Annotated in this window: 10 protein-coding genes; 8 read left to right on the top strand and 2 right to left on the bottom strand. The window is 38.2% G+C overall.

All coding sequences use genetic code 11. The annotated features are described in order from the left end of the window. The first annotated feature begins 230 nt into the window (after nt 1-230). The 3 genes from I6F40_RS06175 to I6F40_RS06185 all read left to right on the top strand — a co-directional run bounded on the left by I6F40_RS06175 (nt 231) and on the right by I6F40_RS06185 (nt 5,205). Complete coding sequence (locus tag I6F40_RS06175) at nt 231-1,754, top strand: CYTH and CHAD domain-containing protein (RefSeq protein ID WP_007584831.1); 1,524 nt, start codon at nt 231-233, stop codon at nt 1,752-1,754. 423 nt (nt 1,755-2,177) lie between these two features. Next, on the top strand, nt 2,178-2,987 hold the full coding sequence (locus I6F40_RS06180) for a phosphate/phosphite/phosphonate ABC transporter substrate-binding protein (RefSeq protein WP_166378560.1): 810 nt from the start codon (nt 2,178-2,180) through the stop codon (nt 2,985-2,987). Beyond that, nucleotides 2,974-5,205, top strand: a complete 2,232-nt coding sequence (locus tag I6F40_RS06185; RefSeq protein ID WP_197192660.1) for an ATP-binding protein — start codon at nt 2,974-2,976, stop codon at nt 5,203-5,205. Before I6F40_RS06180 ends, I6F40_RS06185 begins: the two co-directional genes overlap by 14 nt. Nucleotides 5,206-5,244: 39 nt before the next feature. On the opposite strand, the gene I6F40_RS06190 is transcribed toward I6F40_RS06185, so the two are convergent. After that, nucleotides 5,245-6,762, bottom strand: a complete 1,518-nt coding sequence (locus tag I6F40_RS06190) for a S10 family peptidase (RefSeq protein WP_166378556.1) — start codon at nt 6,760-6,762, stop codon at nt 5,245-5,247. A gap of 367 nt (nt 6,763-7,129) precedes the next feature. Here I6F40_RS06190 and I6F40_RS06195 point away from each other — a divergent pair, with 367 nt between their 5' ends. The 5 genes from I6F40_RS06195 (at nt 7,130) to I6F40_RS06215 (ending at nt 16,125) form a co-directional block, all read left to right on the top strand. Continuing rightward, complete coding sequence (locus I6F40_RS06195) at nt 7,130-8,353, top strand: response regulator (RefSeq protein WP_166378554.1); 1,224 nt, start codon at nt 7,130-7,132, stop codon at nt 8,351-8,353. A gap of 220 nt (nt 8,354-8,573) precedes the next feature. Continuing rightward, nucleotides 8,574-8,912: a P-II family nitrogen regulator gene (locus I6F40_RS06200; protein ID WP_004587162.1), complete on the top strand. Its 339-nt coding sequence runs from the start codon at nt 8,574-8,576 to the stop codon at nt 8,910-8,912. Nucleotides 8,913-8,921: 9 nt separating this feature from the next. Continuing rightward, on the top strand, nt 8,922-10,151 hold the full coding sequence (locus I6F40_RS06205; protein WP_197192661.1) for an ammonium transporter: 1,230 nt from the start codon (nt 8,922-8,924) through the stop codon (nt 10,149-10,151). Between the two features lie 150 nt (nt 10,152-10,301). Then, a complete protein-coding gene (gene mrcB, locus I6F40_RS06210; protein WP_197192662.1) occupies nt 10,302-12,647 on the top strand; it encodes a penicillin-binding protein 1B in 2,346 nt (781 codons plus the stop codon). 457 nt (nt 12,648-13,104) lie between these two features. Next, on the top strand, nt 13,105-16,125 hold the full coding sequence (locus tag I6F40_RS06215; protein WP_166378548.1) for a TonB-dependent receptor: 3,021 nt from the start codon (nt 13,105-13,107) through the stop codon (nt 16,123-16,125). Nucleotides 16,126-16,197: 72 nt separating this feature from the next. Here I6F40_RS06215 and I6F40_RS06220 read toward each other — a convergent pair whose 3' ends face one another. After that, nucleotides 16,198-18,039 carry a methyl-accepting chemotaxis protein gene (locus I6F40_RS06220; RefSeq protein ID WP_166378546.1) on the bottom strand — a complete coding sequence of 614 codons (1,842 nt, stop codon included), beginning with the start codon at nt 18,037-18,039 and terminating at the stop codon, nt 16,198-16,200. Nucleotides 18,040-18,168 lie beyond the last annotated feature (129 nt).

Raw genomic sequence — 18,168 nt, forward strand, 5'->3', positions numbered from 1 at the left:
TAAATAGCTCAATAGCAAGACTGATATTGTAACCCAGTAGGGTAACGCAGGAGCAGTTACTGAGCCCACTAGGTTACAAACCTCGCCCCGCGATTAAATTGCCTCTAGATAGAACGAATTTTAATCCACAAAGGTCAACAGGCACTAAAATAAGGCTAAAAAATTTGCATTGTTAGTGTGCTTTGTTTATTTTGAGCACTTATTTATTTTAAAGGTAATCCGCAAACCGAATGGATACTGAGATAGAACTGAAATTTTTGGTATCAGATGCCGTTATTCCACTGATCCCCTCGTTAATTACTCAATTTGCAAAAACGGTGAAGAATAAACCGTCACGCAGCTTACAAAATGCATACTACGACACGCCAAGCCGAGAGCTTAGAGCGCTTGACATAGGCTTTAGAACTCGCTGTTCTGACAGCGAATGCGAGCAAACTATAAAGCTTGCAGGTGAAGTTGTAGGTGGTTTACACCAACGTCCAGAGTACAATTTACCAATTGAATCAAGTCGCCCTAATTTAATGGCGTTTGATGCTGATATTTGGCCTCATGGCATGCAAATAAGCGCAATCTCAAAAAATTTGTATCCAATATTTAGTACTAACTTTATTCGTCGTACTTGGTTAATTGAAACCGAAAGTGGCGCTAAAATTGAAGTTGTACTCGATAAAGGTGAAATTGCAGCTTCGGGTAAAATTGAAATTATTAGCGAGCTTGAAATTGAGCTTGTTGAGGGCAGTCGTAATGAGTTGTTTGCGTTTGCAGATGTACTGGTTAGCCAGAACTGTATCCGTTTAGGATTATACTCTAAGGCCGCGCGTGGTTATCGCCTTGCAGATGAAAAACCTTTAACACCAAGCAAATCTATTGGTTTTGTTCAATTACCAAAATCGACTACCCAAGAACGTGCTTTAGTTGAAGCCATGAATTTTGGCATTCGCTTTGTGCAAAAGCATGAGCAATGCTATTTCGATAAGCCAAGTTTAAAAACGCTTAAACGCGTAACTGACGGCATTAGCCTAATACGCCATACTTTTTGGCTGTACGACGATATAGTATCCAAAGAAAGTACAGAACATTTACGTACAGAGCTTAAATGGTTATTAAGCGAATTAGCGTGGGTAGAAAACGCGATTCAATTAAAAACGTACACGTCTAAACGCCATGCTTTTTATAAAAAAATTAATGCGGCGCCAGCACTTACGCAAGTCATTGGTGATTTAAAAGAGTTACAGCCAAGCATTGACGATATAAATGCACTGTTTCATAGCGCACGTTATAATCGTTTATTACTGTCGTTAACTACGTGGTTAATTGATAAACAGTGGCGTAAAGATTGGGGGCAAATAGAGCTTCAAGCGGCTGAGCAAAACGTGTCGTCTATTGCGAGTAGGCTTTTTAATAAAGACTGGAAAAACCTGCACGAATTACTCCCTAAAGAACAAACACTCGATGTCGCTTCGTATTTAAACCTGCGCACTCAACTTGAAAATAGTTTACTTAGCGGTAACTGCTTAGGTTCGTTATTTGATAAAGAAGAACGCCTAGAGTTTAGATTGCCTTGGCTTGATATTTCTCATGGTATTTATGAGTTAAGTACGCTTGAGTATTTAAAGCAGTTATGTGCAGGGCAAGAAGACGAACAGCTTGCTAAAATCCAGTCATGGCTTGAACAAAAGTCTGAATATTTGGTTAGTGCGATGGAGCAAAGTCGCCTTGCTTCATTTGACATAGAACCTTACTGGCAAAAATAAATAATGCGCTTTTGTAATGAAATTCAGTTGCAAAGGTGCTTATTCGTTATTTTTTAACTCGTTATTTTTAACACTTACGCTGAGCCAACATGGCATTTGTATAAAAATAAAAATGGCTTAAGTGTGTATTATCAAAGTCACAGTGATAATATTTTTGAAGTAAAAGCGCAGATGAGCAAAATACCAACCAGCTTTGCCTCATGGATCAATCCCTACTTGGCTAAGCAATAAAGCCGGCCTAAAAAGTACTTACGACATCTTTATTAATTTGCATCATATGCTCACACATAAAAATACACTTCAAAACTACCTGTAATCAAAGTAGGTCAGTGCTAAATATCGAATATATAATAATTTTATGGTGTGTTGAGTAGTCTTTAACTACGCTTAAGCAATAATGACACGCTATTATTTGGAGAATTGATGAAGTATTTAGTGGCTATATTATGTTTGATGCACAGCTCACTCTTATTGGCTCAAGAATATACCTTTGGTGTAGTGCCGCAATATGAGCCGCAAAAGCTAAATGCTATTTGGCAACCTTTGTTAAAGCAAGTAAGTAAGCAAACAGGGGTATCAATAAAGCTAATTACAGTTGAGTCTATTCCGGTATTTGAAAAAGCCTTTGCTAATGGCGAATACGACTTTGCATACATGAATCCATGGCACAGTGTTGTAGCATATGAAAAGCAGGGATATTTGCCACTAATAAAAGATGCAGGGCGAAAGCTGCAAGGTATTTTGCTCGTAAATAAAGACAGTGGTATTGATAATTTAAGCCAATTAGAGGGCGCCGAAATAGCATTCCCTGCACCTAATGCATTAGGTGCGTCATTATTAATGAGAGCCGACTTAGCGTTGTTGTATGGGCTAACAATAAAGCCTGTATATGTTCAAACCCACCCTTCGGTATATTTAAATGTAGCACTGCATTCAACAATGGCGGGCGGTGGTGTAATGGGCACATTTAAACAACAACCAGAAAGCTTGCAAAATAAGCTTAAAATTCTTTATAAAACGCGTGAAATTAGTCGCCATCCAATTGTAGTCCACCCAAGGGTTGACCCTGCAATACAGTTAAAAGTGCAACAAGCTATTTTAGATATTGGGCAAAGCCCAGAGCATAAACATTTACTTGCAGGTATCCCAATTATTAAACCTAGTATTGCAACTTTAGCAGAGTATCAGCAGTTAACTCAGTGGGGCTTGCGCTCATTTTATGTTGAAAATTAGAGGGTTTCGTAGTCTAAGGGCGCAAAGCTTTATTGTTGTATTGCTTTGTGGCTTGCTTATGGCCTGTCTTTTTATGTTTTACGCCTTACCTGAGCAAGCGCGTTGGGTAAACGATGGGCTTTCAAAGGCTGCTCAGCGTTCTTTAGCGCAGTTATCGACTTCTATAACGACTCCGTTGTTAACTAGGCAGTATGCAGAGCTGTATGAAGAAATAGACAGCCAACTCCAAACTCGCCCTAATTGGAAAAGTATTAAAATTGTTGATGTGGATTCAAATAACCAATTATACCCGCTTGAAAACTGGGTTGGAGCAAATGAAAACGGCGACATGTTGTTATCTCAGCAGGTGGTGTTTTTAGATAAACCGCTGGCTAATATTAGCTTGGTTGTTAATTTTACGAATGAAATAAACGAATCTTCAAAACTTCATTACACCTTAATATATATACAATTTATTATTTTAGTTATCGTTTTTATAGGTTTAGCTTGGCTGGTGGATTACAGGGTTACGTCGCCTTTAAGGACTTTAAAGCAGGGGTTTTCACGTTTAGCTAAAGGTGACTTTGACTGCCACATAGATAAACAACAACAAAATGAAGTAGGCAGCGTAATAAGTGCATTTAATAACATGGTTGATGAGGTTGCTAATAACCATCAAAAATTAAATGTATTACGAATTCAAGCTGAGTCAGCAAGTAAAGCAAAGTCAGATTTTATGGCCAGTATGAGCCACGAATTAAGAACCCCATTAAATGCAATTTTAGGCTTAGCCCAGCTGTATGGATATGATGAGAGTGCTAATAAAGTACAAAAAGAAAACGCGAAAAGCATTTATCAAGCTGGAGAACATTTACTATTACTTATAGACGATGTACTTGATTTAACGGCTATTGAGTCGGGTAATATGCAGTTTAGTTTTTCTTATGTGCCTATTAAAAGCATATTAGAGGAGTCAGTAGAGCTTGTCACTGAGCTTGTTAAAGGGCAATCAATAACACTGCATACCCAAGGTTTCGAGTCCTTAGAAGGGTTGAGTATTTATATTGATCAGCGCCGCTTTAAACAAGTGATGCTTAACTTGCTTTCAAATGCGATTAAATACAACAAACCAAATGGCAGCATTAATATAAATTGCCGGGTGTTAAGTAATAAACAATGCGAAATAGATGTAACAGATACCGGATGTGGATTTGCTCCAGATGATATTTCTCGCTTATTTAAACCTTTTGACCGTTTAGGAGCTGAAACCAGTAAAGTAAACGGTACGGGTATTGGTTTAGTGATAACTAAGCAGCTGGTAGAGCGTATGCAGGGTTCTTTAAGCGCGCAAAGTGAGCAGCACAAAGGTTCTTGTTTTACGCTAAACTTTAACAGCTTTGAGCAAACTGACTTGCCAGCACAAGTGCAAGTACCTCAAATAATACTGCAAAGCTTAGATACAGTAACTCTTCCTACGCTTGAGGTTTTAGTGGCAGAAGATCAGGTTACAAATCAGCAAGTATTAAAACAGCAATTAACCATGCTTGGAGTGTGTTCTACTTTTGTAAGTAATGGGGAACAAGCCTGGGAAACTCTGCAAAATAAACACTTCGATATTTTACTAACCGATATTCAAATGCCTCTACTTGATGGGTTAGGGTTAACCAAAAAAATACGCGAAAACACTCATTTTGATAAACTTATTATAATTGCAATTACGGCCAACATTACCAAAAACAATATAGATAATTGTTATGATTGTGGAATGAACGGCTTTTTAACCAAGCCCATTGAGCTTGTTAAGTTAAAGTCGCTGTTGATGGAACACTCTCAAACAATGGTTAGTACATGTTCAGATAAATCTGATAGTGAAAATATAGCTTCAGATAGTTTTGATCAACTAGATATCACATTATTAAAAGCAATGCTTGGCGATGACCCTACTGTGCACTGCATGGTGTTTAATGCGTTTTTACAAACGGCAGGGGAGCAAATTAAATTAGCTAATGCGTATGCTAAGAGTAAAAATTATGTTGATTTGGCTTTTCAGGCTCATGCCTTAAAGTCGTCGTCAAAATCGGTAGGGGCTATTGAATTGGCAAATATATGCCAGCAGATAGAAACACAGGCAGAAAACGAAACAGTTAAAAATGAATATATACAGCAGCTTGAAGTATGCTTCAACGATGTAGTAACGCAACTTAAAAGCTATTGTTTACGATATGAAAAATGCACATAAAAAATGGCTCATAAAGAGCCATTTTATGTTTTAAATATTTTAGTATTTAGCCGCTTCCCCTTTCTTAGGTAAAGCGTCCTGTATAAAGTCACGTAAATCGTTATTAGAGCTTTCTAAGTCAGCGTGGCGAAGGTACATCATGTGTCCACTTCTGTAGCCTTTAAAGCTCAAACGGTCTTTCATTTTACCACTTGGGTCTAATTGCCATAACGTATATTTAGCGTCAAAGTAATTGGTTGCACCATCAAAGTATCCTGATTGAATCATCACATTTAAGTAAGGGTTTTGCGCCATTGCTAAACGTAGATTTTCGCCCGTATTATTACCGGTTCTATCCCATGGGTGAACATTACCAAATAAATTATATTTTACATCTGTTTTATAGTTTAGCTCTTCACGTAAGTAGTGATTAATTGCAGGAGTGAAAGAGTGTAACCAAGAGGTAAGTTCAGCCCAATAGTCTGGGGATTCACCTGCGCCTCGTTTATCCATTCCTAAATAACGAGAATCTAAGCGACCCACAGTTTGACCACGTTCACGTAGTAGCTCTTTCCAGAAAAATTGAGTTGGAATATCCAAGTTATTTTGTTCAACAAACTTTTCTGATAAGCCAGCGTAGTGTGCCATTTTTGTAATAATTCGACGTTTTTCTTCAGCATTAATAAAGCCACCCTTAGCAAGCGCTGGGATTAACTCGTTTACAGTAAACTCTTCAACTTCAGGTAATAACTCATCTAGATCTTTAGCTTGTAAATCGGCTTTAAGTGCTTTGTGATACCAAGCAGTTGCTGCAAAGTAAGGTAGGCGGTTAGCAGCTTTAATCGGGCCGTCGCGCTTAATACCAATATCAGTAGGTGATACGAGAACAACACCGTTTATGTACATCCACTGACTATTTTGAAGCTCATGAGCAAGACCCGATACACGTGTTGTACCGTAGCTTTCACCAATTAAAAATTTAGGCGAGCGCCAACGCTCTGCTCTATTTACAAAAGTATTTAACCACTCAGCAAGGTATTTAATATCGGCATTAACACCAAAAAATAGCTCTTTTTGTTTTGCTTTAGAAGGAAGTTCGCCTTTTTCGTTTTCAAGTACGCGAGAGTAGCCTGTATTTACAGGGTTTACGTAAACAATGTCGGCAATATCAAGTACAGAATATGGGTTGTCTTTTACACCATAAGGTTGAATTGGATAGCCTTCGTCATCAATTTTTAATACGCGAGGACCAGTATAAGCAAGGTGCATCCATACAGAAGCCGAACCTGGTCCGCCATTAAATGAAATAAGTAATGGGCGAGTTGTCCTGTCGTCAACTTTGTCGCGGGTATAGTAGGTGTATTGCAATGTAGCAACCGCGTCTCCTTTATCATCCCATACAGGTTGTGTGCCTGTGGCAACAGTGTAATTAAAGCGTTGACCATTGATTTTAGCTTTATGCTGAGTAACAACTTTGCTGTCTACATCAATACGACGTTGGTTATCAGCAAGTGTGCTTGTACTGATTATTAATGCAATAACAGTTATCGGTAAACTGATAATACGACTAAGCTTCATTAGGTATCCTTATTATTGTTGATACACCATTAAAGACATTAATGAGTTAAATAACAAAAGTATTGAGACTAGTGGCCGATAATACTAGTTAAGTAAGGCCTTAATAAGCTTAGAGACGCGTACTAACCACTTTTATAGTTATTTGGGATTTGGTTTCCTTATTTAGTTAATGACAGAATTCAGGTATATTGCGCGCCTACTTGTATTGATTTTATATACAAGCTACCACCAAAAAAAATCTAATGGATTACGCTTTCAAGCACATAAGTGCACTCTACACCGGATGTTTATAGACTAATACTATTGCAGTAATAGCGTCGTATTTGTCGTTTTGTTATAAAATTATTTAAAGGTAAAGAGAAGCTTTATGCAAAGAGTATTAGTGGTTGAAGACAGTAAAGTAGTGCAGCAGGTACTTCGCCACTTAACTGCACAATACCTTGATGTAGCTGTCGATTTTGCTTGGTCTTTAGCAGAATGCGTAACCTATGTAGAAAAGCACGATTATACGCTTGCGTTAGTTGATCTAACTTTGCCAGATGCTCCGCACGGTGAAGTTGCAAAATATACTTTATCTAAAAAAATTCCTACGGTTGTTTTAACCTCAAAAATAGATGAGTACAAGCGCCAACAAATGCTTGAATTGGGCGTAGTTGATTATGTTATTAAAGATAATCGCGATTCTTACCATTATGCCGTTAAGCTCGTTGCGCAATTACTCAGAAATCAAGGCTGTAAAGCACTAATAGTAGATGACTCATTACTAAGTCGCTCGTTAATGAAGCAAATGCTAGAAAAGCAATTGTTTGATGTAACAGATGCCCACGATGGACAACAAGCACTCGAAATATTAAAAGCTAATCCTGATATAAAGCTACTTATGACCGACTACGCTATGCCCTCTATGGATGGCTTTGAACTAGTCAAAGCGGTACGTAATTTTAGAGGCCGAGACGACTTAGCAATTATTGGCTTGTCGGGCGCGGGGAAGCATGGCCTATCAGCACGATTTATTAAATATGGCGCCAATGATTTTTTAACAAAGCCATTTATGAATGAAGAGTTTCATTGTCGAGTACTTCAAACAATGGAGCAACTGTCGTTAATTTCAGATATTAAAGAAAGCGCACATAGGGATCACTTAACAGGGCTTCATAACCGACGCTACTTTTATCAATATGCAGAAAAGCTCCTTAAAAGTAAAAACCAGAAAAATACTTTGGCATTGCTTGATATCGATTTTTTCAAAAACATTAACGATACATTAGGCCATGAAGGCGGCGATCAGGCTTTAAAGCAGGTTGGTTCATTAATACGATCTACGTTTTCAAAGTTTACGGTAGCACGGGTTGGCGGAGAAGAGTTTGCCATAATATTACCTGAAATAGAGCTAGAACGCGGTCGTGAATACTTTGAAGCATTTAGGAAAAAGATGGCTAGTTACGATTTTTCTATTAGCGATAAATCAATTAGAATTACCACCAGTATAGGCTTGGCTGACTTTCAAGACACTAGCTTAACGCAGGCTATGCGTGTTGCTGACAAAGCATTATACGAAGCTAAAAACCAAGGTAGAAACTGCGTGGTATAACCCTTCTTAAACAAAGCTAGGTACGTGATTAATATATAGAGATATAGCACGCACCAATGTAGCTGACTTGTTAAATTAACGCACCTAATTGGTGCGTTTTTTTTAATCTTGAGTTTGTGTTTTGTATTAACTTGTTGTTTTTAAAAATATAAAAATAGTGGCACAAAGGTTGGATTGTTTAACCCAATAGGATAACAATAAAGAGTCCGAGGGGGCCGCTATGAAAATGATTAGTGCAATCATAAAACCATTTAAATTAGACGACGTGCGTGAAGCACTCGCTGATTTAGGAATTGAGGGGATGACAGTAGTTGATGTTAAAGGTTTTGGACGTCAACGAGGTCATACTGAGTTATATCGTGGTGCAGAATACCAAGTAGATTTTATTCCTAAGATCAAACTTGAAATTGCAACTCGTACTGAAAATTGTCAACGCGTTGTTGAAGCAATCACTAAAATTGCATCAACAGGTAAAATTGGTGACGGTAAAATTTTCGTGTACGACTTGGATCAAATTGTTCGTATCCGTACTGGCGAACTTGACGAAGAAGCAATTTAAGGGGGTCTCATGGAAAATACAATAATAGAACTAAAGTTTTCACTCGATACCTTCTATTTTTTAATATCAGGTATATTAGTAATGTGGATGGCAGCAGGTTTTGCCATGTTAGAGGCGGGCTTAGTTCGCTCTAAAAACACAGCTGAAATTTTAACTAAAAATGTCGCGCTATATTCAATTGCATGTACGATGTTTTTATTAGTTGGCTACAACATTATGTATGTAGACAATGCCGAAGGTGGTTTTATTCCTTCAATAGGCGCTTTAATTGGTACACAAGCTGCCGATGCTGACCATTCTTTAGAATCTGACTTTTTCTTCCAAGTAGTATTTGTTGCAACCGCTATGTCGATTGTATCGGGTGCTGTTGCTGAGCGTATGAAACTGTGGGCTTTCCTAGGTTTTGCCGTAGTACTAACTGGTTTTATTTACCCTATTGAAGGTTACTGGACATGGGGTGGTGGTTTCTTATCTGAAATGGGCTTTGTTGATTTTGCAGGTTCTGCAATTGTGCATGGCGCAGGTGCAGCCGCTGCACTAGCTGGTGTATTAATCCTAGGTGCTCGTAAAGGTAAATACGGTAAAAACGGTGAAATATACCCAATTCCTGGTTCAAACTTACCACTTGCTACACTAGGTACATTTATTTTATGGATGGGCTGGTTTGGCTTTAACGGTGGTTCTCAATTACTACTTTCGGATAAAGAAAACGCAACTGCAGTAGGCCAAATATTACTTAACACCAATGCAGCAGCTGCAATGGGTGCTATTGCCGCACTGTTTGTATGTAAAATACTTTGGGGTAAATCAGATTTAACCATGGTTTTAAATGGTGCATTAGCTGGCTTAGTTGTTATAACAGCAGACCCTCTATCACCATCACCATTAATGGCATGTTTACTTGGTCTACTTGGTGGTGCACTTGTTATATTTAGTATCATAGCACTTGATAAAGTTAAGATTGACGATCCTGTGGGTGCTATTTCTGTTCATGGTACGTGTGGCGCATTAGGTATTATGTTAGTACCGCTAACAAATGGTGACGCAAGCTTTGTTAATCAGTTAACGGGTCTAGTATGTATTATTGCCTTTGTATTTTTAGCATCATTTATTGTTTGGACTGTGCTTAACAAAACAATGGGTATACGAGTAACCGAAGAAGAAGAACTAAACGGTATGGATCAACACGATTGTGGTATTGAAGCCTACCCAGAGTTTGTTTCTGTTCGAAATAGCTAATAGTTTATTTAAATAATAGTGTGTTTACACAAAGTCCTACTTCGGTAGGGCTTTTTTTGTTTCAGGGGGGGTTAACTTTTCGGATGTTAGGATATATCCAATATGCTAAGCTCACACTCGTGAATAACCCTTGGAATAAATTACACTTAAATGGCCGACAATAAAAAAACACCTACCAGTAAACCTGCAGTTAAACGTGCAAGTAAATCGCCAAGAAAGACAAAAAAAAGCACCTCAAAGGGCAGTAAAAAAACAGTGAAGACTACTGTTAAACGCTCTTTTATGAGAAAAACATGGTCAGTGTTTTGGAAATTAAGCTTGGCTGTTTTTATTGCAATGGCAATGTACTTCATTTATTTAGATTCAAAAACAACGCGTATATTTGAAGGTAATAAATGGCAGCTTCCAGCGCAAGTATATGCTCGTTCTATGGAGTTTTATCCGGGGCAGTTTTTATCAAGCCAGGAAGTAGTGTTTGAGCTGGAGCGTTTAAATTACTCACCGGTTAATAGATTAAGCCGCACAGGGCAGTTTGTTAAAACAGCAGATAGCATCAAGATTTATCGTCGTGATTTTGAATTTTATGATGGCCTTGAGGCATCACATATTATTGAACTTCGCTTTGCAGGGCAAAAAGTTGCGACCATTAAAGATAAATTTGGCAGACGCTTAAACTCTGCCCGTCTAGAGCCTGTGCAAATAGCGCGTATTGGTAATGACTCTAAACAAGATAGAGAATTTGTACCACTAGATAAGTTTCCAGCAATGCTAAAAGATACGCTATTGGTAGTCGAAGACCGTGATTTTTACGAACATCATGGTGTATCAGTGTTTTCTATTTTACGCGCGCTTTATTCTAATATTAAAGCGGGGCGCACCGTTCAAGGTGGCAGTACGCTTACTCAGCAATTAGCTAAAAATATTTACCTGACGCGTGAGCGCTCTTTAGTACGAAAAATAAATGAGGCATTTATTGCCCTTATTTTAGATTATCGTTATTCAAAAGATCAGATATTAGAAGCTTACTTAAATGAAGTATACCTAGGGCAGTCATACAACCAAGGTGTACATGGTATGGGGCTTGCTGCTGACTTTTACTTTTCAAAGCCGGTAGATGAGCTTGAGTACGATCAAATTGCTTTGCTGGTGGCAATGGTTAAAGGTCCATCTTATTACAACCCACGTCGCTATAAAGAGCGCACAATGGAGCGCCGAGACTTAGTGCTTCGCCTTATGGTTGAAAATAAGCTACTTAGCACAAAAGAGTACCGTGCATCGCTTAATCGCCCAATTGATATTGCGCCAATGAAAGCGAGTTTACAAAAATCATATCCAGGCTATTTAGAGTTAGTAAACAGAGAATTAAATGAATTATTGCCAGATCAGCAAACACTTGATGCAGGTGTAAGAGTATTTACTTATTTTGATTTGCAAAAGCAAACAGCAATGGAAGAGTCTATTGAAAAGAGCTTACCGTACCTGGAAAATCGTCCTAGAACCGAAAAACTAGAAGCAGCCATGATCTCTGTTAATGTAGAAAAGGGCGGTGTATCTGCACTTGTTGCAGGGCGCGATGTTCGTTATTCAGGGTTTAACCGTGTTTTAGATACAAAACGTAATATTGGCTCGCTGGTAAAACCTGCTGTGTATTTAACCGCATTGCAATTACCACATTATAATTTAGCTACTTTGCTTGATGACTCGCCAGTACAGGTTACAAATGAGCAGGGAAAAGTGTGGCAACCAGAAAATTTTGATCATCAATACCGTGGTGCAATACCTCTTTATAAAGCATTTAGTAACAGTATTAATATTCCAGCGGTTAATTTAGGCCTCGATGTAGGTGTTGATAAAGTCGCGAATACACTAAAAGGATTAGGCGCTAAAGGGGCGATAAACGAATACCCATCGTTGCTTTTAGGGGCTGTTGAAATGTCGAGTTTTGAAGTTGCTCAGCTTTATACGACAATTGCTGCAGATGGCGAATATAAAAAGCTTACTGCAATTTCGGCATTAACTGACTCGGTTGGTAAAGTACTTTATAAGCATAAAGTAAATGCAGAGCCTCGTTTTGATAAATCTGCAATGTATATGACTAAATACGCGATGAAACGCGTAACGAAAGACGGCACTGCTAAACGCTTAAATTTACACTTCCCATCAATCCAACTTGCAGGCAAAACTGGCACTAGTAACGATTTACGTGATAGTTGGTTTGCAGGCTTTGATCAAAATACAGTGACGGTAGCTTGGCTTGGTCGAGACGACAACAAAAGCACGGGTTTAACGGGCAGCGTAGGTGCATTAGAAGCATATATTCGCTACTTAAAGCCACTTAATCCACAAGCAATAGCCGATACGCGTCCACCATCAATACGCTGGGCATTTGTAAATGAGCAAACGGGTTTACAGGCACCGCCTGGATGCGGAAAAGTCATTCAGTTACCACTGAGAGCCAGTGAGTTTGAGCCTAGGCCGCAATGCATACGTCAATAAAACAGAGCCCTTAATAATAAAACCGCTAACTCAGCGGTTTTATTATATTTAGCTTAACTATTTAGTAGTTCGAATCAGCAATTAAATAAATTTCAATTGGTTTCATTACCTTGTTTTTTAGAAATTATTTAAAAAGTAGTGAGTATAACTAAAATAAAAATAGCATTATTCGAGATTAAAAAAGCCTTTTGTAATAAAAGTGTTAACGTTGCTTTTATTTTGATAGTTATTGGTTCGCGTTCTATCTTCGTTTCTTTAAATTAACATTTTTAATTTTATATTTTACAAATAAGTATGCTCAAATCATTTTAAGTTTTTTTTTTTGTTTTTATTTATTTTTAATTTTAATTTCATCTTAGATTAATTAACATATTTACAATTTGTACTCTTTTGTTACTCTCTGTTCGCATTTTGTTTAAAGTGCAAAAATAATTATAAACTTAACAGGGATAAGAGTATGAAAAATATATTCAAAAAAAATCTTACAGCAATAGCGGTACTTGCTTCTCTCGGGGTTACTCTCCCAGCAGCTGCATCTGATGTTGTAGGGTCTATCGATAATGTTTCTACTACTGCGGGGTATACAGTAAAAGTTAAAAACCCAGCAACAGGGTTAGAAAGAACACTAAGTATTTCTGATGATGGATCTTTTCGTTTTGCATCTTTACCTTCTGGTAGTTATCAAATACAAATAATTAAAAATGGTGCTGTTGTTGCAGAAGATAATGTTCGAGTTTCGCTAGGGGCAAATGCAAGAGCTAGTTTTGATTTAGCTCAAGTTAGTGACTCAGGGCCTGAAGTAATCCAAGTGTTAGGTGCTCGTATATCTTCAATTGATTTAACTACAGCTGACTCGGGGTTAGTTATTACTGATGCTGAAATAGATCGCATGCCTATAAACAGAGACCTTACATCTGTTGCGCTATTAGCGCCAGGAGCGGTTAAAGGTGATAGTGCATTTGGAAATACAGCTTCTTTTGGTGGTTCATCGGTAGCTGAAAACGCATGTTATATAAACGGGTTAGAAGTTACTAATACTCGCCAAGGTCTTGGTTGCGGTGAAGTGCCTTTCGAGTTTTACGACCAATTTCAAGTTAAAACAGGCGGTTATTCCGCGAAGTTCGGTCGTGCAACTGGTGGTACGATTAATACAACTACTAAAAGTGGTACAAATGAGTGGGAATTTGCGGCAGTCGTACAATTTCAACCTGACTCTTTACAAGAAGAGGGTAGCATATCTCGTGGTAATAATGGCGCTGGCCAAATTTTCAGAGATGAAAGCCTAGATTCAGATAGCAAAACTGATGTTACGTTTTCTGCTGGTGGTCCACTAATCGAAGATACGTTATTTTTCTACGGCTTGATAAACCCTAGGGATACAGAGTCTACATATACTTGGGGTGGAGATGAGTTCTCGCCAAATGACCAATATCGCAACGAGTCAGCTTCTGGTGGTGATAATTTATTCTGGGGTGGTAAGCTTGATTGGGATATTAATGAAAATCACAGATTAAGCTACTTTGCGTACTCTAATCGTCGAGATATTGAGCGTTCTGTTTATGAGTATGATAATGGATCCGTTGGTGATCGTATTGATGGCGCTATCCTCAAGCGTGGTGGTGAAGCACAAAGTTTAAGTTACACGGGTGTGTTAACTGAAAACTTAGTAGTGACGGCAATGGCCGGTAATATTAAAACAGAATATGAAACGCAATCTGAGAATTTAGTTTGCCCTTCAATTACAGATTCGCGCGGCACAGCTAACCCAATTACAGGTTGTGGCGCAGGCGGTAGTTTTGGTGCCAATAATGATGAAAACACTCAATACCGTTTAGATGTTGAATATGTCTGGAATGACCATGAAATAACATTTGGTATTGATTACCAAGAACGTGAGTCGGTGCGTATCGATCGCCCAATTGGAGGCCATAGCTATGATTATAAAACACTTGCTGCAAACGGAACTTTTCAAGCAGATAATGGAGCTTTAACGAATAATACAGGTAATGTTTTACAATACGTTGAAGATCGTGTTTTCGATGGAGGTGGTAGCTTTGAGTCAGAATTAACCGCTTACTACATTGAAGATCAATGGCAAGTAACAGAGGATTTCTCAGTAAAAGTTGGCTTACGTATTGATGAATTTGATAGCTGGGGTACGACCGGTAAGCTCCTAACTAGTTTTGAAACAGATATTGCTCCTAGATTGGGTTTTACATGGGATCCAACAGGTACTGGCGATACTAAAATTTATGGTACATATGGACGCTATTACTTACCAGTTGCTAATAATACTATTTTTAGAGCTGCATCTGGTGTGAGTGATATAACGACAGCTTATACTTACTCTGGTGTTGATGGCCAAACTGGTGCTCCTACAGGTTTATCGCCACTTGCAGATACATTAGGCTCTGGTGGCCTTGCTAATTCTCAGCAAGTGAGTGGTGTACCAATTATTCCTGAAAAAGATATCTTTCAAGCGCAAGAGGCAGACCCATTCTCTAAAGACGAATATATCATAGGCTTTCAACAGGCACTTAATGATGAATATACTGTTGGTGTAAAAGGTGTATACCGTGAGGTAGCTACAGCGCTTGATGATTACTGTGGTCGTTATGCATATCCATTTTGTGTAATGATTAATCCAGGTTCTTCAGCAAGTTGGTATAAAGACGGTGTGTATTGGAATGGTACAAGTAATGATCCTACAACAGAAATAAACGATGGCATCCCAGATGCAAATTCATTAACTACTTACTCAGCAGAGACAATCGGTTTACCGAAAGCTAATAATGAATATACAGCGGTTGAATTTAGCCTTGATTACAAGGCCGATACAATTCGTTACCAGTTCGGCTATACGTGGGCAAGGAGTGTAGGTAACTTTGAAGGTGCGGTTAAATCAGATATTGGTCAAGCTGATGCCGGTATTACACAAGATTTTGACTTCCCTGCAGTTATGGATGGCTCACAAGGTTATCAACCAAATGACAGACGTCATACCTTTAAGTTCTTTGGTAGCTGGGAGCCTATGGAAGATCTTACAGTTGGTTGGAACGCAACTTTGCAAAGCGGTCGTCCAAAAAGCTTATTTGGTCAAGGTTACCCATCTACAGATCCAAATCTAAATGGTGGCTGGGGTGATAAATTCTACATTTACACTAACGATTGCCCTGACACTAATGGCAATGGCGAGTGTGAGCAAGATGAAAAAATCTATGAAAAACACGATCGTGGTACAAATGGTCGTACACCTTGGGTATTTAATTTAGATTTATCTGCTGCGTATGACTTTACGGTATCAGATATTGACATGCGTGCATCGGTAAATATTTTCAATATATTGAATACGCAATCTGAGTACTCAATGAATGAGCACTATGAGCAAAGTGAGGGTGTTGTTAATGCATATCATGATGCTGCTTATTCTTGGCAGACTCCTAGGTATGTACGCTTAGGTTTTGAAGCTCGCTTCTAATAAGTCTAATTATCTTTACTAAAAACCCTTCTGATTAGGAGGGTTTTTTTATTTGAATTTATTTATTAACTCTTAAGATTTAAAAAACTGCATCGATTTAGTTAAATCATCGGATAAGCGACTTAACTGCTGCGCATCTTGCAGTGTTGATTGTGCTGATGTTAGCGTTTGAACTGCTAAATTACTCACCTCTTGCGAATCATTTAATGCTTGTGTTGTCGCATTTGACTGCTGTTTAACACGCTCTGCAATAACTTCGCCCTGATGTTTAATATCGCCCATACTTTGCTCTGCGCTTTGCAATACATCATTAGTTTGATTGGCTGCTTTTACTGATTGCTCCATTTTTTCAACACTTGAGCGCATTTTTTGCTGAGTGTCGTCAGATGCTTGTTGTAAGGAGCTAATAATTTGGTGAATTTCTTGAGTTTGTGTTTGGGTACGCTGAGCAAGAGTTCTTACTTCATCAGCTACAACGGCAAAGCCTCGGCCATGCTCGCCAGCTCGTGCAGCTTCAATAGCGGCATTGAGTGCAAGCAAGTTTGTTTGATCGGCTATCTCACTAATACCTTTGCTAACTTTGCTAATTTCTTGGCTATCTTGTGCTAGCTTATCGAGCGCTTGTTGGCTCTCTGCAAATTCAATTTGTAGATCTTGCATATATTTAGCAAGCTCCATTGTATTGTCTGAACCTTGTTTTACATGTGCAGCAGCATCTTGCGCGGTAAGCGTTGCTTGATGGGCTGACTCTTCAACTGCAAGTGCGTTTTGAGCCATTTCGCTTAGTGCATTATAAATGGCATTTACTCGAATTTGCTGTTTTGAAACATCATTGCTTGTTTGGCTACTCGCATGCGATAGCGATTTAGTTGCGCCACATAGCTCTTCTGTACTTGCTTTAACATCAAATAATAAATGTGAAAATGCATTAAGTAATGCGTTGTAGCGCGATGCAATAATTCCCATTTCATCATTAGTATTCGAATCGATAGTGGCATTTAAGTCGCCATTCGCGGCTCTATTTGCCGCATCAGCAAAGCGATTAATGGTATCAACAACCGCAAAATAAAAACCAATCATTAAATAAAATGCAAACAACAAACTAATCAATGAAGCGGCTAAAACAAGATTTCGAGTCCACTGTTGAGTTTGCAGTTTTGCTTCAATAAGGCTCTCAAGAGTTGGAATACTCTTATTAACAAGTTGACTAATGCTGCTGTGAACATTGTTTGTTAGTTTAGTAAATTCTGATTGAGTTAATAAAATATCGTCTGGCTCAAGTAGTTTTTCATCTATCGCTTTTTTGAATGCACCAACAGCACTGTGTAAATTATTTAACGAGGGCATGAGCGCTTTATTTACTGATTTATCTGCATTGGTGGCTACATTGAGTATTTTATCGAGTTGTTTTTCGTATAAAGGAAGTGACTTACTAAAATTTGAAAGTGCTATAAACGTATTTGGCGTAAAACGATTACTTGCCAAAACAGTGTTTGCGCTTTGCGCTGTCGAGTTTATTTGCATTATAAGTGCAGGAATTGGCGTGACTAAAGAGCGGTTTACATAAGCACTAGCTAACTGGCTATCTAATGCTAAGTTAGACTGAATAGAAACAAGTTCAAGTACATCATTTGCTTGATCGTCTTTTATATCAAAACCGAGTGAGCGAGCTATTTTTATATTTTGATTTGCTTCCCCCTGCATTTGATTTGAGAGTATTGACCTGTAGCCTTTTAAACCTTGTTGCTGCATTTTTGAAACAGCGATACTTTCACTTAATAATGAGACTAAAAAAAACAAACTAAGTGCAAGAGGAACGAGTAAAATTCCAAACATTAAGCTGATTTTAGTTTTGTATTTTAAATTTGCCATTAGCTGGATAGCGGGAAAAGAAAATTGGCGTAATCCTGACATAAGGCTCTCTTGTATTTTTGTAATTAGGGTAAAGGTGAATAGACCTTGTTATGCTTAATTATCATTCATTTATAGTACTTTACAAATAAAAAAAGCCCTTTCGGGCTTTTTTCAATCTTTAGTCTTAAT

Source organism: Pseudoalteromonas sp. SWXJ133 (genome assembly GCF_015864365.1).
Taxonomy (GTDB): Bacteria; Pseudomonadota; Gammaproteobacteria; order Enterobacterales; family Alteromonadaceae; genus Pseudoalteromonas; species Pseudoalteromonas arctica.